The following is a 21,748-nucleotide window of genomic DNA, read 5'->3' on the forward strand; positions in this document are numbered from 1 at the left end:
CGAAGTCCAAGGCATGCGGGTTGGCACAGGGCAGGTGCGCCGAGGCCGCGGCGCGGATCCACCCACGCGCGGTCGTTCGCCGGCGCGATCCGCGGTCCGTTCGAGTCCCGAGGTAGCGGCGAGCGCGCGATCGGCGGGTGGGGTGCGGGCGATCGGTGCAGGACATCCGGTCGGTCCGTCACAAGGCGACCGGCCATGACCGACACCAAGCCGTGCCGCGCGGAGCTGACCGACCTGGCGTACCCCTACGCGATGGACGCGGTGGCCGAGATAGAGCGCAGGCACATCGAAAACCGCCTCGCCGGAGCCGATTTCGGCACCGCGGCGGCATTCGCGGTCGCGGTGCGCGGGATCCGGGAGACGCTGGCGGCGCTGAGCGGCGCCGAGGCGGTGAACCCGCCCCCCACCCTCGAGTCGAAGATCCTCCGGGCGATCGACGACTCGGCTCCGGCCGCGCGGCGCGGTCGCCGTGACCTCCGCGAGGTCTTCCGTCGCCGCCGCGTGCTCCGCCTGGCGGTGGCCGCCGCGGTGGTCATCGGAGTGGGGACGGGCAGCGTGGTGGTGGCCGAGCGGATCGCCCGATCGCATGCCGCGTCGGTCACGGCCGACCAGATCCTCGGGCAACCGAACGCGCGGTCCCGGGAGATCCCCCTGCCGAGCGGCGGCAGGCTGACCATCAGCACTTCCGATCAGCTCGGAGCCGTCGCGATCACCTTCGACGCGGTACCCGAGCCGCCCCCCGGACGGGCCTACCAACTCTGGCTGGTGTCCGCCGCCGGTGCCGCGCGCTCGGTGGGAGTGCTGACCACGGTGCCGCCGCTGGGTGTGGCGACCGGATTCGATCCGGCGGAGGCTCTCGCCGTCACGATCGAACCGGCGACGGGATCGGCCGAGCCGACCTCCCCGCGATTAGGCACCGTCGCGCTCAGCTGACCGATGCGTCGGAGCGCTGCGCTAGTCGCACCCTTCGAGGGTCGCGCCCGCCACCTCTTCGACGACATCATCGACCTCGCCGCGCGCCCGCAGCGCCCGCACCTGCCGTTGTGCGCCGTTCCCGCGGGCGAGCAGGCGAGCGAAGGCCTCGTCGACGAACTGGCGGTCACCAGCGTCCTCCAGCGCGGGCGAGATGTGCTCGATCAGCCGCAGCAGCAAGGTGCGAACGGGCGCCACGTTGCTGTCGTGGGGGTCGACACCCTCACCGGAAAGTCCGGAACGCGCCGCTTTCCAGTACGCGGCTCGCAGCACTTCGGCGGGCACCGGCGGCGCGACGTGGCCGGCGGCCAGAGATCTCCGCGCCGTTGCGACGATGGCGCGCACCATTGCCGCCAAGAGCGCGGTTTCCTCGACCATTGCCGGGATGTCGCTCACCCGCACCTCCACGGTGGGGAACGAGACCGACGGACGGACGTCCCAATAGACCATCTGCTTGTCCAGGATGCTGCCGCTGTTGAGCATCATCGCCACCATCGCCTCGTAGTGCCGTGCGGACTCGAAGTACGGCGGGGGTCCGGCGCTGGGCCAGCGTCGCCACAAGATGCTGCGCCAGCTGGCGAACCCGGTCTCGGTGCCTCGGTAGATCGCCGAATTGGCGGTCATGGCGAGCAGTTGCGGCAGCCACGGCCGCAGGTAGTTGCTGACTTGGATCGCGGTTTCGGTGTCCGGGATGCCGACGTGCACGTGGCATCCCGACAGCCCCTGTTCGTGGGCGAGCATGCCGAAGTTCTCGGCGATGCGCTGGTAGCGCGGGGTATCGGTGACCGGGAAATCGTGCGGGACGGTCGGTGGGATACCGACCGCGAGCAGGCGAGCGTCGTTGCGATCGGCGCAGGCGGCGATCCCGCGGCGCAATTCGCGAAGCTGCCGGTGCAGTGCGCCGATGTCGGTGTGCACGGCGGTGCTGGCCTCCACCTGGCAGCGGGTCAGCTCGAGCTGCAGGTCGATGCCGATCTCCTCGGCCGTGCGCGCCACTTCGACATTGCGCGCCAGCGGTGCGCCGGTACGGGGGTCGACGAGCAGGAACTCTTCTTCCACACCGACGGTCAGGCGCCCATCGTCCATGCGGGTGCGATACCCAAGTCCGCGCGGCCTAGTCAGGTGATCGCGCGGGGATCGCCGACTGGTTGCTGCCCGGCTCACGGCCGTTTGAACAGCCGAAAGGCGGCAACGCGCACCACAAGGGGGCCGGAAGAGAAGGAGTTGTCGGATGTTCCGCATCGCGCTACGTCTCGCCGTGACCGGGAGTTCCGCCGTGGCGGTGGCCGCCGCCTGCGCCGGGCAGGCCGCTGCTGGACCGACGTTGTCGGCGGACACCCAGGAAGAGGGCACTATCGCGGTGAGTAGCCAGCCGCCTGCCGAGGATTGGAACTGCGTGCTGGTCGGCTCGGGCGAGCAGGCGGGTATGCGGGTGGACATGGCCCGCACCGGTGAGAGCCGGGGCGGCTTCGCGCCGGGCAGCACCGTCACCGCCGGCTGTGCCGGGCCGCAGTGGCCGCTGGTGGCCGTGACCACCGGCGTCACGTCGCTCGACGACGACGACTGACGCCGACAGCCGCACCGCACGCGCCTCCCACGGGCGATGCTGCGAAAACGCCGCGTGGCGCGCCGGGCTGGATACGCTCGCCGACACGCTGCCGCGACCTGGTACCCGCTCTCGCCGACAGTGAAGTGCTGGAAACCGTGGTCGGATTGCGCCCCGGCCGCCGCGAAGTCCGCGTGGAACTCGACCACGCCGTACTGCCCGGCACGCCCGTAGTCCACAACTACGGTCACGGTGGCTCCGGGATCACCATCGGTCACGGATGCGCGCTGGAAAGCGCCGCTCTGGTCGCCGCGCTGTGAGCGGCGCGCTCTCCCGTCCGATCAGTTGGCGTAGCTGCGCGCCACGACCGAGTTCAACGCTTCCAGGAAATCGCTGAGCACGCCCGGCTCGACCCGGTCTCGCGGTGTGCGGCGCTCGGAAGAATCGGTCGCGGGGACCGCGAGGCGCGCGTCCACGCTGTCGCGCAGGACGGCGTGCACCGCTTCGATCGGAACGCCCGCCTGGGCGCACCGGCTCGCCGCGTGCTCGAACCGGCCCAGTGCGAGGCTGCCCGCGGCCTCGGCCGCGTCCACCAGGACGAGGGCCAATTCCAGACCCATTCTGATCAGCGCGTCGGGACCGCCGCGGTGGGTGCCACGATCGAATCTCGCGGACACCTCGGCAATGTCCCGATCTTTTTCGTGCGGGCCGATGTTCATGGCCCTCCCTCCGCCCGACGACCCTGCCGCCACCGACGTTACGACGGGGATCGAAAGTTTTCGACCGCGCGAATACGACTTGTGAGGCTTCACAGGGGCGGGCCGTCCGATTCGGGTGGTGTCCCCAACCGGGGGCTCGGCCCTCGGAACGTCGATCCGGTCAAGTTACCGTTGAGTACTTTCCGCGATCGGGGAGGGAAGGAGTCACATGTCCATCACCGATTCGGCAGGTCCGGATCTGACCCTGTCGGGCCGCCCGGCCAGTTCTTCACTGCGAGACGTGCGGAATCTGTCGCGCAAAATGGTCGGCCACTTCATCGAGACCGTCGCGCACTGCCGGACGCTACCCGGGGAGGCGCTCAACGGAGACATCACCAACATCACCCGTCTGTGTCTGGAACTGGCCGTCAGCATGCTCGACGGCAGCGACATCCCCGAGAAGACCCTCCTGCTGCGCAACGCCGCGGCGGGCTGGGCGCGTGAGGGCATCCCGATCGACACCATCCACCACGCCGTGCACGAGGGATTCAAGCTCGGCTTCGACCTGATCGTCGCGAACGCGACCGCCGCCGACTTCGACAGTCTCAAGGACATCAGCCGCCGCCTGCTGGAGATCCTGGACACCATCACCTCGACCGTCTCGCGCGCGTATGTGACCGAGTTGCGTGCTGTGGTCGGCGAGCATCACACGGCCGCCCACACACTCGCCTCGGCCCTGCTCGGCGGACATCCCACGTTCACCATGGCCCGCGAATGCGGTATCCAGATCGCCGACTCGTATTCGGTTCTCGCGCTCGCGATTCCGCCTCATCCGGAGGAGGGCAACCCGCAACTCGACGCGGCGGTGGTGGCGCGGCGAAAGCTGCGCCGAGTGCAATCCGAACTCGCGACCCGTTGCGGTGACACGGTGCTGTCGCTGCTGAGCGTCGACGGCGGCACCGTCCTGCTGCCGTCCGCGCAACCCGAGGACAAGGCGCTCGACGAACTGGTGGAGAGCCTCGGCCGCGCGGCTCAGGTACCGATCGCCGCCACGGTGATCGCCGCGACGCCGGTCGAGGTGCCGACTGCCGCCGACCGCGCCCACGAGTTGCTCGACATGGTGCAGCGGCTGCGCTGGACACGCGGGCTGTTCCGCTTCGACGACCTGGCGCTGGAATACCAGCTCACCCGGCCGGGGCCCGGGCTGGAAACGCTTCGGACCCTGCTCGATCCGCTCGACGAGCACCCCGAACTGCTCGAAACGCTCAGACGTCATATCAGTACCAACTTGAACCGCCAGCGCACCGCGCGCTCGCTGCACATCCACACCAACACGGTGGACTACCGGCTCAAGCGCATCGGTCAGCTCACCGGATTCGACCCCGCACAGGCATCCGGCGTGTGGTACCTACGCGCCGCGCTGGTCGCACGCAGCTACCGGGACTCCGAGGGCGAACCGCCGGTCGGCGCGTGGTCCGGGACCGCCACGATCTCCTCGTAGGCCCGACGCCGCCCCTCGCCTGCGCCGAGCAGCGCGCGGACTGCCTCGGGGGTCCATCGCCGGTCGGCGCCGGGACGAGTGGCGAGATAGCCCGCGGTCGCCCGGATGGACCAGCCGTGCGCGACGCGCAGACCCGCCGCCAGGTACCGCAGGTAGGCGGCGGCGGGTGGATTGCCTCGCACGTCGCGATAGCGCCAGGGCGCGGTGAAGGTGAGCACGGGGTGCCCCGCGTGGGTGCCGGCGCAAACCAACGTTTCGTACCGGCCGGAGCCGAGACTGGTTGTGCCCCTGTCGATCACCTCGGTCAACTTCACCTCCGCACCCGGTGCCCGATACATCTCTTGGGCCACGATGTCGGAGAACTGCGCGGCGGTGAGCAGGTGGGCGTGCACGGCGACCTCGCCAGGACAGCCCGGGTCGTAGAAAGCGCGGCCGCCGGTCCAGGTCAGCGATTCGGTGGCGAAATACAGCACGCCCGGCAGCAGGAGGGGTATCGAGCGGACCGGGTCGGACGGGTCGCGGCAGCCGGGCAAGGTAAGGGCTCCGCCTTCCGGCCTGCCGCCACGAAGATAGGTACGCAGCCTGTTCGGGCACATATTCGAGCCGTACGCCGCGTACCAGACCAGGCCGGATGCGCGGCGATCGCCATCCGCCGCCGACCCGGCCCCCTCGGTATGCGACGCCGTCATGGCACCCATTCTCGGCGCTTCGCCACGCCCTGCCCACCTACGTGGACCGTTCGCGCCGGAATCGCGCTCGGAATCTCGGAGAATTGCGGAAGCGAATCTTCCGCAATAGCGCGGAGAGTGTTCTGTATGACGAACACGAAGCAGATCCGCCCCTTTCGCATCGACATTCCCCAAGCCGAGATCGACGAGTTGCGGGTGCGGCTCGCGCGGACGCGCTTTCCGCACGTCGTCCCGGGTACCGAGGGGGATTGGGGGCGCGGGATAGCGCCGCGATACCTGCGGGAACTGGCTGAATACTGGCGTGAGGAGTTCGACTGGCGGGCGCAGGAAGCGCGGCTGAACGCCTACGACCAGTTCACGACCGAGATCGACGGGCAGATCGTCCACTTCTTCCATGTCCGTTCGCCCGAACCGGACGCGATTCCCTTGCTGATCACGCACGGCTATCCGGGCTCGGTGGTGGAGTTCGTGGACCTGATCGGTCCGCTGACCGATCCGCGGTCGCACGGCGGCGATCCGGCGGACGCGTTCCATGTGGTGATCCCGTCGCTGCCCGGGTTCGGGTTCTCCACGCCGCTGGCCTCGACGGGATGGGAGCTGGCGCGCACCACCGAGGCGTTCGCGGAGTTGATGAGCAGGCTCGGCTACGAGAAATTCGTGGCGCAGGGTGGCGACATCGGCGCGGGCATCACCGGGCGACTGGCCGCTACCCATCCGGAGCGGGTGATCGCGACGCATGTGAACAGCGACCGGGGCATGCTCGGCCTGGTGGGCGAGCAGCTGCCGATGCCGGACGGGCTCACCGACGACGAACGCGCCGAGATCGCGGCCGCACGCGAGGAATGGGATCAGCACAAGGGTTACCTGATGCTGCAGAGCACCCAGCCGAACGCGCTCGCGGCCGCGCTGACCGATTCGCCGGTCGCGCAACTCGGCTGGATCGCGGAGAAGTTCCAAATGTGGACCGACCCGGCGCGTCCGGAAGGCGAAGCGGTGGATCGCGACCTGCTGCTGACCAATATCAGCATCTACTGGTTCACCCGCAGCGGCGCGTCGGCGGCGCAATTCCTGTGGGAGTCCGCCCATTCCGGCCGGAACTGGGTCGCGCCGTCCGGGGTGCCGCAGGGATGGGCCGTGTTCAACACGCATCCGCTGATGCGTCGCGTGATGAACCCGGAAGGTCACATCGAGCATTTCACCGAATTCGCCGAGGGAGGGCACTTCGCCGCGGCGGAGCAACCCGCACTGTTCGTGGCGGACGTACGCGCGTTCTTCCGCGATCATCGCGGCTAGCGGCCGAGCGTCGGGCGGCCGCACGAGCGCGCCGCCCCGAGCCCCTTCCCTAGGCCGACTCGGCCAGACCCGCGGAGCGCCAGATGCCGGCGAGGTCGTCGAGGGGGACCGAGAGCGCCTGACCCAACGCCACCACGGTGCCGAACGCGGGAGAAGGCAACCGACCGGTCTCGATCTTGCGTAGCGTTTCCGGTGATATCCCGGCCGCGCGTGCGACTTCGCCGAGTTCGCGGTCGGAGCGTGCGGCACGCAGGGCGGCACCGAGGCGGCGGCCTGCTTCGATCTGCGCGGCAGTCAACGGGAGGCGGACCATGCGCTCAGGCTACGGACGGTATTTATATACCGCAAGCGACTCGATTGGTATTAAAATACCGACGGAGCTATGGTGGTATTAAAATACCGATGTTCTGGAGGATTGATGGTCGAGTTGAAGAGTCCCGCGGAGATCGCGCGGATGCGAGTGGCGGGGCGCTTCGTCGCGGACGTGCTCACCGAATTGCGTGAGCGCGCCCAGGTGGGAGTGAACCTGCTCGACCTGGAAGCCCACGTTCGCGAGCGCATCCGCGAGCGTGGCGCGCAGTCCTGCTACTGGGACTACGCGCCCTCGTTCGGGCGTGGGCCTTTCCGAAACACGGTCTGCCTGTCGGTGAACGACGCCGTGCTGCACGGGCTTCCGTTCGACTACGCGCTGCGAGACGGCGACGTGCTGAGCATGGACCTCGCGGTCGGGATCGATGGCTGGGTCGCGGATTCGGCGGCCACGGTCGTCGTCGGCGGGGGCGCGGAGGAGGACCTGCGGCTGGTGCGAGCAACCGAGGAGGCGCTGGCCGCCGCGATCGCGGTCGCGATGCCGGGCAATCGCATCGGCGACATCTCCGCCGCCATCGCCGCGGTGGCCCGCGAGCACGGCTATCCGGTGAACATCGAGTTCGGCGGTCACGGCCTCGGGCGCACCATGCACGAGGATCCCCACGTGCCCAACGATGGCCGCCCCGGGCGTGGCTACCGGTTGCGGCCCGGGCTGACCATCGCGATCGAGCCCTGGTTCGCGCGAACGACCGATCGGATCGTCACCGACCCCGACGGCTGGACCATCCGGTCGGCGGACGGGTCACGCACCGCCCACTCCGAACACACCGTCGCGATCACGCCGGACGGGCCGGAGGTGTTGACCGCGGCCTGACCGCCGTGACTACCCGCCGGACAGCCACGCGGCCAGGTCGTCGGGAGCGCGCAGCTCGTCGGCGACGGCGGCGCGTTCGTCCGGGGACATCTCCATCGCGCGCAGCTCGGCGCGGATCTGCTCGGCGCGGCCGGGGTCTTCGATCGCGACCGACACTTCGGCCAGCGCCGCGAGCGCCCTGGCCACGTCCAGCCGCGGCGCCTCGGCTCGGAACCGGCCGAGGCCGACCTCGAGTACGCGGAACGCGGCCTTGTCGTCGTTCTTGAAATCGCGCAGGATGCGGGCGTTGTCCAGCACCTTCGCCAGTCCCTCCAGCGCTTTCGATCCGCCGTACTCGACTTTCATGGGTTCGTCGCGCTGGATGAAGATCACTTGATTGCCTGCCGGGTCGACCACGGTGAACCGGCTCTGCCCGGGCCGGAAGCGGGTGATCCGCGGAAGGCCCTTTGCGGGTACCTTGCCGTATCGCGCGCGCAGCACCTTGGTGAAGAGCTGATGCCTGGTCGCGACGTCGTCGACCATGACCAGGCAGCCGGCGCGTTCGGCGGGCACGTCGCCGCTGTCGGGAACGGACACGAAGTGCAGAGCGCAACCGCGATCCTCCACGGCGCCGTAGACGTAGGGCCGGGTCTGTTCGTAAGTCACGGTGTAGCCGAGTGTTTTGTAGAAATCCAGCGTGCCGACCAGATCGCTGGTCCAGAGCTGCGGTACCGCCGTGTCGGTCATGGAACCTCTCGATCACCTACAGTAGTCAACTTTGAGTAGTCGAGCTTAGGGTCGATCTGGGGCGGAAGTCAAACTTGAGTACCATACGACCGGGAGTGGAAAAGGAGGTCTCCGTGTCGGTGGTGCGCTTACTGGTGCTGGGGGTGATGCGCCTGCGTCAGCCCGTGCATGGCTACGCCGTGCGTCGAGAACTGTTGTCCTGGCGCGCCGAAACCTGGACGAACGTCAAGCCCGGTTCGATCTATCACGCGCTGAAGCAACTCACGCGTGAGGGGAAGCTGAGCACGTTCGGCACCGAGAACAGCGACCAAGGCCCGGGGCGCACGCTGTTCGAGCTCACCGAGGCGGGCGAAGCCGAGTTCCGCCGGCTCATGGACGAGGCGCTGGTGAGCATCGACATGGAGGAGTTGGGCGCGGGCATCGCCTTCATGGACGCGTTGCCCAGGGCGCACGTCATCGCGAAGTTGCGTGAACAGCGCCGCCGCAGCGAGGAGGTACGCGCCGGCCTGGTGGCGATGATCCCGGAATTCCCGGGGCGATACGACGCGCCGCACGCGACCGATCTGCTGGAGTTGTGGAGCGGCGTGTTCGGCACCCTGTCGAAGTGGACCGACGGCGTGGTGGCGCGCCTGGAGGCGGGGGAGTACCGGATGCCGGAGTAGGACATCGGCGAGTCGCCTGGCCGGGGGATACGCTGCCCGCATGACGAATTCGCTGGACGCCGTCGCCAAGGCCGATTACGTGCTGCTGACCACCTTCCGAAAGGACGGAACCCCCGTCGGCACCGCGGTGTGGGCGGTGTCCGAGAACGGCAAACTGTACGTCTGGACCGTGACCGACAGCTGGAAGGTCAAGCGCCTGCGCCGCAATCCGGCGGTCACCGTGCAACCGTGCAGCGCGACCGGTAAGCCGCACGGAGATGTGGTCGAAGGGACCGGGCGGATCCTCGACGCCGAGGGCACCGAACGGGTGCGCAAGCTGCTGCGGCGCAAATACTGGCTCACCGGTCCGCTGATCATCCTCGGCAGCAATCTGCGGCGCGGCAAGGCCGGGACCATCGGCATCGAGATCAGTCCGGCCGCCTGATCCCCCGGGTCAGGTGGCCTGGCTGACCGACGACATGTGGAAGTCGGGAACGCGCATGGGCGGCATGGCCGTGCGAGTGAACCAGTCCTTCCACTCGCGCGGCAGCGTGTGTTCGGTCGCGCCAGCCTCGCTCACGCGCCGGAGCAGATCCAGTGGGCTCTCGTTGAACCGGAAGTTGTTCACCGCGGCGGTGACCTCGCCGTTCTCCACCAGATACACCCCGTCCCGGGTGAGACCGGTGAGCAGCAGCGTCGCCGGATCGACCTCGCGGATGTACCAGAGGGTGGTCAGCAGCAGGCCCCGCTCGGTGCGGGCGATCATATCCTCGAGCGTGGCGTCCGAACCTCCGGTGAGCAGCAGGTTCTCTCCGGGCACCGTGGCAGGCGCATCGAACTCGGCGGCGGTGGCGCGCGGATAGATCAGCGCGGAGATCACGCCGTCGCGCAGCCAGTCGACCCGCTCGGCGGGCAGGCCGTTGTCGAAGACCGACATCGATTCCGACGACGCGGTCGCCGCCACGAACGGACGGTATTCCAGACCGGGTGCGTACGGATCCGAGTAGAGCGTGAGCGGAACAGTGCTGAGACGCTCGCCGACCCGGGTCCCGCCCGCCCGCGCGAACGCCGTGTGCCCTTCCTGCGCGCCGCGCCCTTCCATCGACCACGCCAGGTAGATCATCAGGTCGGCGACGGTCGAGGGCGGCAGCAAGGTCTCATACCGGCCCGCGGGCAGCTCGATCTTGCGTTTGGCCCAGTCCAGGCGCCGGGACAGGTCGGCGAGCAGGCCGGAGACGTCGACATCGGTGAAGTCCGCGGTGCCCACACCGACCCACGCGCTGGCCAGATCCGCGCCGTCGCCGCGTTTGCCGTTGATCTCCACCGAACCGGTGGGCTGCACGAAACGGCGGCGGATGCCGGTCGAGGTGCCCAGCCATGTGGTGTGCATCTGGTGGTGGGCGAAGCCGTAGAGGCGGTCGGCGCTGTCGAACCCGGCGGCCAAACCGTCGGCCAGACCGGTGAACACCTCGATGCCGGTGCTTCCCGCGGGAGCGGCCCAGTCGTCGTCGACGGCGTCCGGTTCGAGCAGCGGCATCGCGTCCCGGGCGGGCTCGGCGCCGAGCGCGGCCTCCTCGGCGGCGCGCACCACCGCCTCGATGTCGCCGGGGTCCACGCTGGTCGAGGCGATCGTGCCGACGCGGGCGCGGGTGGGCCCGTCGCGGAACACCGCGATCACCGCCCAGTTGCGCGAGACCGACGACCCGTTGGTGGTCATCGAGTTCCCGGCCCAGCGCAGCGATGCCTCGTGCTCGTCGCGGACGATCACCATCGTCTCGTCGGCGCGCGAGAGCGCCAGCGCCCGCTCCACGGTCGCGCTCGCGGGAAACAGATCGTCGGTCACCGGCCCGCCTCCGTCCGGGTGTTGAGCACGTTGACGCCGCGTACCAGGATCGACGGGCAGCCGTGGCTGACCGCGGCGACCTGGCCGGGCTGGGCTTTTCCGCAGTTGAACGCGCCGCCGAGCTGCCAGGTCGAGCGTCCGCCGACCGCCTCCATCGCTCCCCAGAAATCGGTGGTGGTGGCCTGGTATGCGACGTCGCGCAACTGGCCGTCCAGTTTGCCGTCGCGGATGCGGAAGAACCGCTGGCCGGTGAACTGGAAGTTGTAGCGCTGCATGTCGATCGACCACGACTTGTCGCCGACGATGTAGATGCCATCGTCCACCCGCGAGATCAGCTCCTCGGTGCTGGTGTCCCGATCCGGGTCGGGTTGCAGTGAGACGTTGGCCATCCGCTGGATCGGCACGTGATGCGCCGAGTCCGCGTACGAGCAGCCGTTGGAACGATCCAGGCCCAAGCGCGGCGCGAACACCCGATCCAGTTGGTAGCCGACCAGGAGGCCGTCGCGGACCAGATCCCACCGCTGCCCGGCGACGCCCTCGTCGTCGTAGCCGACACTGGCCAGCCCGTGGGCTTCGGTGCGGTCGCCGGTCACGTGCATGATCGGGGTGCCGTAGCGCAGCGTGCCGAGCTTGTCCGGCGTGGCGAAAGAGGTGCCCGCGTAGGCGGATTCGTAACCGATGGCCCGGTCGTATTCGGTGGCGTGACCGATGGATTCGTGGATGGTCAGCCACAGGTTGGTCGGGTCGATGACGAGGTCGGTCGGTCCGGCCTGCACGCTGGGCGCTTTCACCTTCTCGGCCAGCCACTCCGGGATCCGCGCGAGTTCACCGTCCCAGTCCCACACTCCGTCGGCGCCGGTGACGTACTCCCACCCGCGGCCCACCGGAGCGGCCAGCGTGCGCATCGTCTCGAACACACCCGCCGAGGCGTCCACCGTGATCGCCTCGAGGCTCGGGTGCAGCCGCACCCGCTGCTGGGTGATCGAGGAACCCGCGGTGTCGGCGTAGAAGGTCTGCTCCTTGACCTGCAACACGCTCGCGGTGACGTGATCCACCCCGTCGGCGTGCGACAGGCGCTCCGAATAGTCCTGCAGCAGTGCCACCTTCTCGCCGGTCGGCACGGCGAACGGGTCGAGCTCGTAGGCCGAGACCCAGCGCGCGCCGGCGTAGCGCGGCTCTTCGGCCAGCTCGACGCGTTCGCGGTTGAGCGCCCGCAACGTGGTCGCGACGGTGACGGCGGTGCGCGCCACCTCGGCGGCGGTGGCCGGGGTCAGCGCGGCGTGCGAAGCGAAACCCCAGGTACCGTCCACGATCACGCGCACGGCGAAGCCGAGTTCGATGCTGTCGGTGACGGCCTCGACCCGGCCGTCGCGCAACCGGATCGACTGGGTGACCAGGCGGTGCACCCGCAGGTCGGCGTGCTCCGCGCCGGACGCCGTGGCCGCGGCCAAGGCGGCATCGGCGAGCGCGGCCAGTGGCAGGTCGAGGAACTCGGCGTCCACGTCTCTGGAAGTCGCGATGCTCACCCGCACCAACCTAGCCGGTGCCGCCGACAGCGTGAGATGGGGTGATCACACGCTGTGGGGAAGCGCATCGGCTGCCCGCTCGCGCCGAATGCTCGGTAGCGCAGCGTGAACGGCGCGCGCGACATTCGGGCTTGCGGCGTGTTGCTCACCGGATGCCTTACTGTGCCCGCGTGCCGCCATCCCCGCTCCGTGACCGCAAACGCGAACGTACCCGCCGAGCCATCCTCGAAGCCGCAGCCGAGCTGTTCGAGACCAGAGGCTACGAGGAGACGACGGTGGCCGACATCGCCGCGGCGGCGGACGTCGGCACGCGCACGTTCTTCAACTATTTCGCCAGCAAGGAAGAGCTGCTGTTCCCGGAATCCGACGAGCGCGTGCGCGCTGCGGTGGCGGCCATCGCGAGCAGGCGCCCGGGGGAACGTCCGGTGGAGGTCCTGCTGCGCGCGTTGCGCGCCGCCGGTGACAATCCCGGTGAGCACCTCGTCGACGACCTCAATGCCCGGATCGGCGCGCTGCGGGCCCAGGTGTCACGGACCGTGCCCGCGGTCAGCGGCCGCGCCGCGCACGCCCAGCTGGTCACCCAGCGGGAGATCGCCAGGCAGTTGCACAAGGCGTTCCCCGCCGAACTCGACGAAGTCGGTGCGGCCGCGTTGGTCGGCGCCGTCGTCGGCGCGGTGTCGGGTGCGTTGACGGTGTTGTTCCAGCAACCGGTGACCGGGGTGGAGGACGGTGAGCGCCTGCACCGCAAGATTCACGAGACGACCTCGCGGGTGCTGCAACCCTGGCTCGCCACCCACCACGCCGGGCCGGTCGGCTGATCAGCCGAACTGCTGCCAGCCCAACCGGATCACCATCCCGATCACCACCACCAACAGCACGATGCGCACGAACTCGGCGCCCTTCCGCAGCGCCATGCGCGCGCCGACCACCGCTCCGAGCACGTTCGCGACGGCCATCGCCGTGCCGAGCGCCCATAGGATGTGCCCGGTCGCCCCGAAGAACAGCAGTGCGCCGAGGTTCGAGCCGCAGTTGATCACTTTGGCCATGGCGGCGGCCCGAACGAACTCGGTGCCGAGCAGGGTCGCGAAGGTGATGATCAGGAACGTTCCAGTGCCTGGCCCGAGCAGGCCGTCGTAGAAGCCGATCAATCCCGCCGCCAGCGCCACCGTGAGGACGACCTTCCGCCGGGTGGGCGGGTGGGTGGCCAGCGTGACCCCGATCGAGGGGCGCAGCGTGACGAATACGGCGACGCCGACCAGCACCACCATCACGATCGGAACGAACAGCTCGCGGTCGATCAGCGACACCGCGGCCGCGCCCAGCGCCGCCGTCAGCGCGGCGATCGTCGCGGCGGGCAGCAGCACCCGCCAGCGCATCGGCACCTTGCGGGCGAAGGTCAGCACCGAGGCGCTCGTCCCGGCGACCGCGGCGAGTTTGTTCGTCCCCAGCGCGGTCTGCGGCGCGATCCCGGGAGCCACCACGAACAGCGTCGGCAGGACGATCAGCCCGCCGCCGCCCACCACCGCGTCCACCCACCCCGCGGCCGTCGCCGCCGTCAACAAAACCGCCCAGTCTCCGATCTCCACCCCGTCAGACAACCAGACCCCGGTCGGGAGGTGTACGCCGCGGCGGGGAGCCCTCCGCCGGTGCGGTGTGTCCGGCTTCCGGGCGCACCTAGGCTGACCACGTGCGCCGTTTCAGTCTGTGGCTCAGAGGCAAGCCCATCGTCGCCGATTCGGTGCTGGCGGCGGTTCTCCTGCTGCTCGAGATCGTCGGGGTGGGAAACGCGCACAACAAACTCGCCTACCTGGCGATCGGGGTGCTGCTTCCGCTGCCGGTCACCCTGCGGCGGGTGTATCCCCGGGCCATGGCGGCGGTCACGTTGGCCCTGTCGCTGACGACGTCGCTGGTGGGGTTCCTGACCGAGGACGACGCCGAGCACATAGCGCTGCTGTCCCACGGCATCATGCTCTACACGCTGGTCGCCTACGTCGGCAGGCGGGAGGGACTCTGGTACGGGGCCGGCCTGGCGGCGGATCTGGCGCTCGCAATCGTGGCGATCGGGAAACCCTCCGGGCCCGACATCGTCTTCACCGCCATGTTCTACGCGCTGTCCTGGACGCTCGCGGAATTCATCGGCGCGCGGCACGCCTACGACGCCGAGGTGGCGGCGCGACTCGCGGTCGCCGACTACGACAAGGAGCGGCGCGCGCACGACGCCGTCGCGGCCGAACGCACCCGCATCGCGCGCGAACTGCACGATGTGGTGGCCCACGCGGTGAGCGTCATCATCGTGCAGGCCGACGGCGCGAAGTACGCGCTGCGCCGCGACCCCGACGCGGCCGAACAGGCGCTCGCCACCATCGCGAGCACCGGCCGCGAAGCGCTGCGCGAGCTGCGCAGAACCGTCGCCCTGCTGCGCACCGAGCACGCCCCCGACCAGCTGCCCCAGCACGGCACCGCAGGCATCGCCAAGGTCGTGGAGATGATGCGCGGCACCGGCTTGGCCGTGGAACTCGAGCTGACCGGCGAACTCGACGACATCGCGCCCGAGGTCAGCCTCGGCGTGCATCGCATCGTGCAGGAATCGCTGACCAACACCCTGCGGCATGCCGGTCCGCACCCCAAGGCGTGGGTGCGGGTGCGTCGCACGGAGGCCGACGTGCTGATCGATGTCACGGATACCGGCGGTGTGCCGCTGCACGATTCGGGCACGCGCATCGAGGGCAGCGGCCTCGGCTTGGTCGGGATGCGCGAACGGGTCGCCGTGCTGGGCGGCAGCCTCGACGCAGGCCGCGACGCCGACGGGACCTGGCGGGTGCGCGCCAGCATCCCCTTGCGGCCCGGTCCGCCGGAGTGAGCCGGGCCCTGCTCGTACGCGAGGGTGTAGAACGCTGCGCCACAGTCGGATTCGCTCGGCCCCGCGATTCGGGCGTCACCCGGACGAAACCGGTCGCGCCCAGCTCGCCCGGTGCGCGGAAGCGGCCACGTTACATTGGGGACGTGCCGATCACCGTTCTCGTCGTCGATGACCAGGAACTCATGCGAATGGGATTGAAGATGGTGCTCGGCGCACACCCTGACATCGAGGTGGTCGGTGAGGCCGCCAACGGCGCCGCCGCGGTCGCCAGAGCGGCGGAACTGCGACCCGACGTCGTGCTGATGGACGTGCGGATGCCCGTGGTGGACGGGGTCGTCGCTACCACCCGCATCGTGGAGGCCGGGCACGGCAGCAGAGTGCTCGTCATGACGACCTTCGACCTGGACGAGCACGCACTGGGCGCGCTGCGCGCGGGAGCGAGCGGGTTCCTGCTGAAGGACACCCCGCCGGAGGACCTCGTCTCGGCCATCCGCAGCGTCGCCGCCGGTGACGCCGTGGTCTCGCCGAAGGTCACCAAACGCCTGTTGGACCGGCTCATCGCGGAGAATCCGGCGCGTACCCGCGACCCCGGGGTGCTCGACGTGCTCACCGCCCGCGAGCGCGAAGTGCTCGAGCAGATCGCGGCCGGACGCTCCAACGCCGAGATCGCCGAGCAGTTGTACCTGTCGGAGGCAACGGTCAAGACGCATGTGGGGCGGGTGCTCACGAAACTCGGTCTGCGGGACCGGGTTCAGGCGGTCGTGCTGGCTTATGAGACCGGGTTGGTGCGGCCCGGCGGCTGAGGCCGGGCGATCTCAGCGACCTATCAGGCGCATCGGGGAGAAAAATCCGGGTGTAAGACGTTGAACCGGGTAGATCGTCCGAAAGGATCGCCATGCCCGCGTTGTTGTTCGTGCTGTACATCGTCGTCGAAGTCGCCGCCCTGGTCACAGTCGGTCAGCTGCTCGGCGTGCTGCCCGCCATCCTGGTGCTGATCGCCGGGTCGGTCGCGGGCATGCTGCTGGTCGGCTCGCAGGGGCGGCGGGTGTTCGAGCAGTTCCGCCGGGCCGCCCGCGGGGAAGTGGCGCCAGGGACCGCCGTGGCCGACGGCGCCCTGGTCGCCGCCGGTGGGGTGCTGATGTTCGTCCCCGGCCTGGTCACCTCTCTGTTCGGTCTGCTCCTGCTGCTGCCGCCGACGCGGCTGCTGGTGCGTCCGCTGGTCACGGCCTTCGCCGCACGCCGCTTCCGTGGGCTCGCCGCGGCCGCGCCCTACCGTGGCGTGGTCATCGACGGCGGCGAAGTGGTCGACGGTGTCGTCGTGGGGCAGTGGTACGACGATGGCCAGGGCAACGCGCGCCGCGCGATCACCTCGCCCTGAGGGCGAATCGCCGCAGCCGGTTCCGTGTGGTCCCGCGAAGGGCTATCGTGGCGCGATGGCCACCGAGCAACTCACCGTGACGGTGAGCGAGGAGCTGGCCGCCGCGGTGAAACGTGCGGCGGCTGCTGCGGGACAGTCGATTTCCGGATTCACGGCCGCGGCGCTGCGGCTGGAGCTGATCGCGGTGGAGGCGGGCTGCCTGCCCACGGCGGCCGCGGGGACCGGTGGCGCGCCGCCGGAATACGCGGAGGTGATGGCGGTGCTGGCGCAATCGGAGGATCTGGCGCGCCACCCCGTCCTGAACGGCTGACCGGAACCGCCGGATCGGGCATACGGCAGACTGGTGCCTCGTGAGTACCCAGTTGCTGATCGGCGGTCGTTTCTACAGCGCCAGTTCACCCGACGCCACGGCGATGGCGGTGAGCGACGGTACCGTCGTCTGGCTGGGCGCCGAGCAGCCCGGCCGCGTGCTGCACCCGGACGCGGAGATCGTCGACCTCGACGGTGCGTTCGTCGCCCCCGCGTTCGTCGACCCGCACGTACACCTCACCGCGCTGGGCTTGAAGCTGACCGGACTGGACCTGTCTGCCGCACGGTCGCTAGAGCACTGCCTGCGGCTGCTGCGAGACTATGCCGAGGCACATCCGGACGGCGCCGTCCTGGGCGACGGGTGGGACGAGACAGCCTGGCCGGACGGGCGGCCGCCCACGGTCGCGGAGATCGACGCGGCGGCGGGCGCCGGGCGGCAGGTCTACCTCTCGCGTGTGGACGCGCACTCAGCGGTGGCGTCCTCGGCGCTGCTGGACACGCTGCCCGAGCTGGCGACAACCGACGGATTCACTCGTGGCCAGCCCGTGCGGGCCGCCGCCCACCACTTGGTGCGCACCGCCGCGCTCGCGAGTCTGTCTCGGGCGCAACGGGATCGAGCGCGCGCCGCGGCGCTGGACCATGCCGCCGCGCACGGCGTCGTCGCGGTCCACGAATGCGCCGGCCCGGAGATCGCGGGGCGCACCGACGTACGCGAACTGCTCGAATTCGAACACGGCGTGCAGGTGCGGGCCTATTGGGGGGAGGCGGTGCGCAGCGCGGAGCAGGCCCGCGCCCTGATCGCGGAACTCGGCGTGCACGCCCTCGGCGGTGACCTGTTCGTGGACGGCTCCTTCGGTTCGCACACCGCTCGGCTGCGTGCGCCCTATGCCGACGAGACCGGCTGCGGCCGAAGCTATCTCGATGCCGAGGCGATCGCCGACCACGTTCGCGCCTGCACCGTCGCCGGTATCCAGGCGGGATTCCACGTGATCGGTGACGCCGCCATGGACGCGGTCGTCGCCGGTGTCCGACGGGTGGTCGCCGAACTCGGCGGCCCTGCCGTCGCGGCGCTCGGACACCGCGTCGAACACGCCGAACTGATCCACGCCGAGCACATCGAGCTGCTGGCGCGCTGGGGTGTGATCGCCAGCGTGCAACCGGGATTCGACGCTGCCTGGGGCGGCCCGGACGGCATGTACGCCGCGCGGCTGGGGGCCGATCGGGCCGCGACGCTGAATCCGTTCGCCGCCATGGCCTCGGCAGGCGTCGCCCTGGCGATCGGCTCCGACGCCCCGGTCACGGCGCTCGATCCGTGGGCGGCGGTGCGGGCCGCGGCCAACCATCGCACACCCGGCCACGGCCTGTCCCCACGCGCGGCCTTCGCCGCGGCCACGCGGGGCGCCTGGCGTGCGGGCGGGGTGCGCGACGGGGTGGCGGGGACCCTGGTACCCGGGGCTCCCGCGTCCTACGCGATCTGGGATGCCGACGAACTCGTCGTCGCCGCCGCCGCGGACTCGGTGCAGCGCTGGTCCACCGATCCGCGCTCGCGCGTGCCGGGATTGCCCGCGCTGGAATCGGATTCACCGCTGCCCACGTGCCTGCGCACCGTGCATCGGGGAGTGACGATCTATGCGAAATGAGCGAGCGGTCGCGGAGCCGATGGTTGCCGACGGCTCCATGACCGGCGTTCGTGTGCGTGATCACCGGAGTTGCGGTAGGGATGGCCGGCCGCTCGGAGTGTTCACGCCCGGGGCGGAACCGCTGGACGGGGGGTCGCCGGGAGGGGCGCGGGTCGCGGATCTCCTGATGGACTCGCCGACGATCACGGCGCGGACGCCCCGCCGCGCCATCGTCGAGGCGCGATCCTGGACCGCCGAGTCACCGCGCTGGGCGTGGAGCGAGAGTGCAGAGCGGTATGACGTGGGCGGGCGAGCGACGGAAGTGTCCGCTTCCGTCTACTCGACCGGCTCGCTGTGGGAAGCCGCTGTCGGAAGTCCGGCCACGCCGTTGTGGGCGCAAGCCTCGCAAGGCCGGTACCGCACCGTCCGGTGGCCTGCCCGCGCGCAGTGGCGTCCGGTGGGGCGCAGGACGGAGTTGACCCGAACCCCCGCCGTAGAGGGCTTCACGGTCCGGTCGCGGTCGTCTATCGACGGGTGCACCCAGGTCGGCTCCCACACAGTCGGCCGTCGACGTGTGACTCGTGTCGTGTCCGCCGCGGGGTGCTGCCGCGTACTGAACCGGCAGCCACAGACTGCGCCGGGTGAAGCGGATCGCCACCGGGCCGCTTCGACCACACTCTGCGCCGCTCGGCGAGCCGACGCTCCGATGGCAACCCCCAGCGGCCGCTCCGGCCGACGGCGTCCAGGCCTGAGATGGCACTCGGTGCCGCCTAGGCACACGCCACTTGTCTCGCCTGAGAGACGCCGGTCCGTCCGGTGGAGTCCGAGCCCGGAGCCGACATCGCCCACCCGGTGGTCGACGCTTCCGCGGCCATCCGCGATCGCAGAGTGCGCACCTGCCGATTCGTACATGGTGGTTCGTGGTCGTCTGGGCCGTAACCTCACCGACGCGGTCGCGCCCACCAGGGTTGTGCGGTGCGCTGGGACTGCTCTGCGCACGCGAGGCATGGCGTTTTCGACGCCCGGTGTGAGAAGCGTCATAGTGAGCCCGTGGCCGGGTTCCGCCGGGTGGCGAACCGTTGGTGGATTGCGCCCATCGGCTGTCCGGTGCCCATCGGCCGACCGGCGGTCGCAGGCGCCATGCCGGACAGTGGCCGAGTGATGGTGCGAGAGCGAGTGCTCGGAGCGATGCGACCGGCCTGGGCGGCGGTATCCCGGCATCCGGTGGCGGCGCGCTCGGCGGCGGCGATCTTCGCCGGGCTGCTGTTGTTCGGCAGCTTCCCGCCCCAGCCGTGGTGGTTTCTCGCACCGCTGGGCATCGCGGTGCTCACCCTCACCGTACGCGGCGACGGACGTCTGCGGGCGGGCTTCGGGTACGGATTCCTGGGCGGTCTGGCGTTTTTCGTCCCGCTGCTGCCGTGGACCGGTATCTACGTCGGGCCGTTGCCGTGGCTGGCACTGTCCACCGTGTGCGCGCTGTACGTGGGCGTGTTCGGCCTGCTCGCCCGGTTGATCGGCGCGCTGCCCGGCTGGCCGCTGTGGGTGGCGCTGGCCTGGACCACCGCCGAGTGGGGTAGATCCAGCTTCCCGTTCGGCGGATTCCCCTGGGGCCGTTTGGCCTTCGGCCAAGCCGAAGGCTGGTTCCTGTCGCTGGCAGCGGTCGGCGGCGCCCCGCTGGTCGGATTCGCGGTGGCGCTCACCGGAACCGGTACGGCGGCGCTGGTCTCGCTGCTGTGGCGAAATACCGCCGGTAAGGGGAGCGGATCCGCCGGAGACGGGATCGAGCGGCCCGGGCGGCACACTCCGAGTGGACCTGCCCCGGCGACTCGACTCGGGTACGCCGCTGCGGCTTTCACCCTGCTCGTCATGCCGCTCACCGGTCTCCTGCTCACCTCTGCCCTGCCCGATCCGGACGAGGGCGATCGAACGGTCACGGTCGCGGCGATCCAGGGCAGCGTGCCGCGGCTCGGACTGGACTTCAACGAGCAACGGCGGGCTGTGCTGGACAACCATGTACGGCGCACCGAAGAACTGGCCGCCGAGGTAGCGGCGGGCCGCTCCCCTCGGCCCGATGTGGTGATCTGGCCGGAGAACTCCTCGGACATCGACCCGTTGCGCAACGCCGACGCCGCCGCCCTGATCACCGCGGCCTCCGAGCGGATCGGCGCGCCCATCCTGGTCGGTGCCGTGCTGATCAACCCGGATCGGACGACGACCAACTCGGTGATGGTGTGGAACGGCGCGGGGGGGCCGGGCGAACGGCACGACAAAAAGATCATCCAGCCCTTCGGCGAGTACCTGCCGATGCGCGGATTTTTCCGGCTTTTCTCCGAATACGCCGATCGGGCGGGATATTTCGTGCCGGGAAATGGTGACGGAGTTGTGCACGCGGCAGGTATCGACATAGGCGTCGCAACGTGCTATGAAGTGGCCTTCGACCGGTCGTTCGAAGACGCGATGCGCGCGGGCGCGCAGCTGCTCACCGTGCCAACGAACAACGCCACCTTCGGCGACAGCGAGATGACCTATCAGCAGCTGGCCATGTCCCGCATCCGTGCCGTAGAGCACGGTCGAGCGCTGGTCGTCGCCGCCACGTCGGGTGTCAGCGCCATTATCGCCGCCGATGGCGCTGTGCGGCAGGAAACCGCGTTGTTCGTGCCCGCAGCCCTGGTCGCCGAGCTTCCGTTGCGCGATGGCACCACTATCGCAACGCGAATAGGACCTGCGCCGGAGCGGTTGTTCGTTATCCTGACGGCTGTTGCCGTACCGGCCGCCGTTATTCGGCGGCGATCATCCGCGCGGGAGGGCGCCCGGACCGGCGGTCGAGCCGTCGCCGGCCGATAGCGGGTTCCCTGCCGAACCAGCGTTAACCGAACTTTCGGTATGTTCTTTCCTCCACCGCCCCGAAAGTAAAGGTGCGGAATTAAGTTGCGCAACGTTCGCCTGACAAGCGGGACGCCTGGC

General features: G+C 69.8%; 23 protein-coding genes. 15 read left to right on the plus strand and 8 right to left on the minus strand.

Features of this window, described 5'->3' with window-relative positions:
* Window positions 1-195: 195 nt before the first annotated feature.
* A complete protein-coding gene (locus GVY39_RS16645; RefSeq protein WP_159925347.1) occupies window positions 196-933 on the plus strand; it encodes an anti-sigma factor domain-containing protein in 738 nt (245 codons plus the stop codon).
* Window positions 934-954: 21 nt separating this feature from the next.
* On the opposite strand, the gene GVY39_RS16650 is transcribed toward GVY39_RS16645, so the two are convergent.
* A complete protein-coding gene (locus GVY39_RS16650; RefSeq protein WP_159925345.1) occupies window positions 955-2,058 on the minus strand; it encodes a glutamate--cysteine ligase in 1,104 nt (367 codons plus the stop codon).
* 145 nt (window positions 2,059-2,203) lie between these two features.
* On the opposite strand from GVY39_RS16650, the gene GVY39_RS16655 reads away from it, so the two are divergent.
* Together GVY39_RS16655 and GVY39_RS16660 are read left to right on the plus strand one after the other, a co-directional pair.
* The gene (locus tag GVY39_RS16655; protein WP_159925343.1) at window positions 2,204-2,539 is read left to right on the plus strand and encodes a hypothetical protein; all 336 of its coding nucleotides are present in this window, start codon (window positions 2,204-2,206) and stop codon (window positions 2,537-2,539) included.
* Window positions 2,540-2,664: 125 nt separating this feature from the next.
* Complete coding sequence (locus GVY39_RS16660) at window positions 2,665-2,838, plus strand: hypothetical protein (protein ID WP_195071185.1); 174 nt, start codon at window positions 2,665-2,667, stop codon at window positions 2,836-2,838.
* A 21-nt stretch (window positions 2,839-2,859) separates the two neighbouring features.
* Here the strand turns inward: GVY39_RS16660 and GVY39_RS16665 are convergent, their stop codons facing one another.
* A complete protein-coding gene (locus GVY39_RS16665; RefSeq protein WP_159925341.1) occupies window positions 2,860-3,195 on the minus strand; it encodes a hypothetical protein in 336 nt (111 codons plus the stop codon).
* Between the two features lie 250 nt (window positions 3,196-3,445).
* Between GVY39_RS16665 and GVY39_RS16670 the strand changes: the two genes are divergently transcribed.
* On the plus strand, window positions 3,446-4,717 hold the full coding sequence (locus tag GVY39_RS16670; protein ID WP_159925339.1) for a CdaR family transcriptional regulator: 1,272 nt from the start codon (window positions 3,446-3,448) through the stop codon (window positions 4,715-4,717).
* On the opposite strand, the gene GVY39_RS34415 is transcribed toward GVY39_RS16670, so the two are convergent.
* On the minus strand, window positions 4,651-5,406 hold the full coding sequence (locus GVY39_RS34415; protein ID WP_236565486.1) for a histone deacetylase: 756 nt from the start codon (window positions 5,404-5,406) through the stop codon (window positions 4,651-4,653). The two genes, GVY39_RS16670 and GVY39_RS34415, sit on opposite strands and share 67 nt — an antisense overlap.
* A gap of 126 nt (window positions 5,407-5,532) precedes the next feature.
* On the opposite strand from GVY39_RS34415, the gene GVY39_RS16680 reads away from it, so the two are divergent.
* Complete coding sequence (locus GVY39_RS16680; RefSeq protein WP_159925337.1) at window positions 5,533-6,699, plus strand: epoxide hydrolase family protein; 1,167 nt, start codon at window positions 5,533-5,535, stop codon at window positions 6,697-6,699.
* A 49-nt stretch (window positions 6,700-6,748) separates the two neighbouring features.
* Here the strand turns inward: GVY39_RS16680 and GVY39_RS16685 are convergent, their stop codons facing one another.
* Window positions 6,749-7,012, minus strand: coding sequence for a helix-turn-helix transcriptional regulator (locus GVY39_RS16685; RefSeq protein ID WP_159925335.1), 264 nt, complete (start codon window positions 7,010-7,012; stop codon window positions 6,749-6,751).
* Window positions 7,013-7,117: 105 nt separating this feature from the next.
* Here GVY39_RS16685 and map point away from each other — a divergent pair, with 105 nt between their 5' ends.
* Window positions 7,118-7,882 carry a type I methionyl aminopeptidase gene (gene map / locus GVY39_RS16690; protein ID WP_159925333.1) on the plus strand — a complete coding sequence of 255 codons (765 nt, stop codon included), beginning with the start codon at window positions 7,118-7,120 and terminating at the stop codon, window positions 7,880-7,882.
* 9 nt (window positions 7,883-7,891) lie between these two features.
* Here map and GVY39_RS16695 read toward each other — a convergent pair whose 3' ends face one another.
* Window positions 7,892-8,608 (minus strand): glyoxalase, encoded by a 717-nt coding sequence (locus GVY39_RS16695; protein ID WP_159925331.1) that lies wholly within the window; start codon window positions 8,606-8,608, stop codon window positions 7,892-7,894.
* A gap of 113 nt (window positions 8,609-8,721) precedes the next feature.
* Between GVY39_RS16695 and GVY39_RS16700 the strand changes: the two genes are divergently transcribed.
* Together GVY39_RS16700 and GVY39_RS16705 are read left to right on the plus strand one after the other, a co-directional pair.
* Window positions 8,722-9,270: a PadR family transcriptional regulator gene (locus GVY39_RS16700; protein ID WP_159925329.1), complete on the plus strand. Its 549-nt coding sequence runs from the start codon at window positions 8,722-8,724 to the stop codon at window positions 9,268-9,270.
* A 40-nt stretch (window positions 9,271-9,310) separates the two neighbouring features.
* Complete coding sequence (locus GVY39_RS16705; RefSeq protein WP_159925327.1) at window positions 9,311-9,694, plus strand: PPOX class F420-dependent oxidoreductase; 384 nt, start codon at window positions 9,311-9,313, stop codon at window positions 9,692-9,694.
* Between the two features lie 9 nt (window positions 9,695-9,703).
* Here the strand turns inward: GVY39_RS16705 and GVY39_RS16710 are convergent, their stop codons facing one another.
* Together GVY39_RS16710 and GVY39_RS16715 are read right to left on the minus strand one after the other, a co-directional pair.
* Window positions 9,704-11,020, minus strand: a complete 1,317-nt coding sequence (locus GVY39_RS16710) for a metallopeptidase TldD-related protein (protein WP_159925558.1) — start codon at window positions 11,018-11,020, stop codon at window positions 9,704-9,706.
* A 68-nt stretch (window positions 11,021-11,088) separates the two neighbouring features.
* Entirely contained in the window at window positions 11,089-12,618 is a 1,530-nt protein-coding gene (locus tag GVY39_RS16715; RefSeq protein WP_370523797.1) for a TldD/PmbA family protein, read from the minus strand.
* 170 nt (window positions 12,619-12,788) lie between these two features.
* On the opposite strand from GVY39_RS16715, the gene GVY39_RS16720 reads away from it, so the two are divergent.
* Window positions 12,789-13,436, plus strand: coding sequence for a TetR/AcrR family transcriptional regulator (locus tag GVY39_RS16720; protein ID WP_223514058.1), 648 nt, complete (start codon window positions 12,789-12,791; stop codon window positions 13,434-13,436).
* Here the strand turns inward: GVY39_RS16720 and GVY39_RS16725 are convergent, their stop codons facing one another.
* A complete protein-coding gene (locus tag GVY39_RS16725; RefSeq protein ID WP_159925325.1) occupies window positions 13,437-14,204 on the minus strand; it encodes a TSUP family transporter in 768 nt (255 codons plus the stop codon). It abuts the gene before it with no gap.
* Between the two features lie 101 nt (window positions 14,205-14,305).
* On the opposite strand from GVY39_RS16725, the gene GVY39_RS16730 reads away from it, so the two are divergent.
* The 6 genes from GVY39_RS16730 to lnt all read left to right on the plus strand — a co-directional run bounded on the left by GVY39_RS16730 (window position 14,306) and on the right by lnt (window position 21,628).
* The gene (locus GVY39_RS16730; protein ID WP_159925323.1) at window positions 14,306-15,478 is read left to right on the plus strand and encodes a sensor histidine kinase; all 1,173 of its coding nucleotides are present in this window, start codon (window positions 14,306-14,308) and stop codon (window positions 15,476-15,478) included.
* 143 nt (window positions 15,479-15,621) lie between these two features.
* Complete coding sequence (locus tag GVY39_RS16735; RefSeq protein ID WP_159925321.1) at window positions 15,622-16,281, plus strand: response regulator transcription factor; 660 nt, start codon at window positions 15,622-15,624, stop codon at window positions 16,279-16,281.
* Window positions 16,282-16,373: 92 nt separating this feature from the next.
* Entirely contained in the window at window positions 16,374-16,856 is a 483-nt protein-coding gene (locus GVY39_RS16740) for an FxsA family protein (protein ID WP_159925319.1), read from the plus strand.
* 55 nt (window positions 16,857-16,911) lie between these two features.
* Window positions 16,912-17,166, plus strand: coding sequence for a ribbon-helix-helix protein, CopG family (locus GVY39_RS16745; protein ID WP_159925317.1), 255 nt, complete (start codon window positions 16,912-16,914; stop codon window positions 17,164-17,166).
* 40 nt (window positions 17,167-17,206) lie between these two features.
* Window positions 17,207-18,805, plus strand: a complete 1,599-nt coding sequence (locus GVY39_RS16750) for an amidohydrolase (protein WP_159925315.1) — start codon at window positions 17,207-17,209, stop codon at window positions 18,803-18,805.
* Between the two features lie 1,140 nt (window positions 18,806-19,945).
* Window positions 19,946-21,628 carry an apolipoprotein N-acyltransferase gene (gene lnt, locus GVY39_RS16755; protein ID WP_370523800.1) on the plus strand — a complete coding sequence of 561 codons (1,683 nt, stop codon included), beginning with the start codon at window positions 19,946-19,948 and terminating at the stop codon, window positions 21,626-21,628.
* Window positions 21,629-21,748 lie beyond the last annotated feature (120 nt).

Origin of the sequence: Nocardia sp. CY15 (genome assembly GCF_009829295.1) — a bacterium.
GTDB classification, from domain to species: domain Bacteria; phylum Actinomycetota; class Actinomycetes; order Mycobacteriales; family Mycobacteriaceae; genus Nocardia; species Nocardia sputi.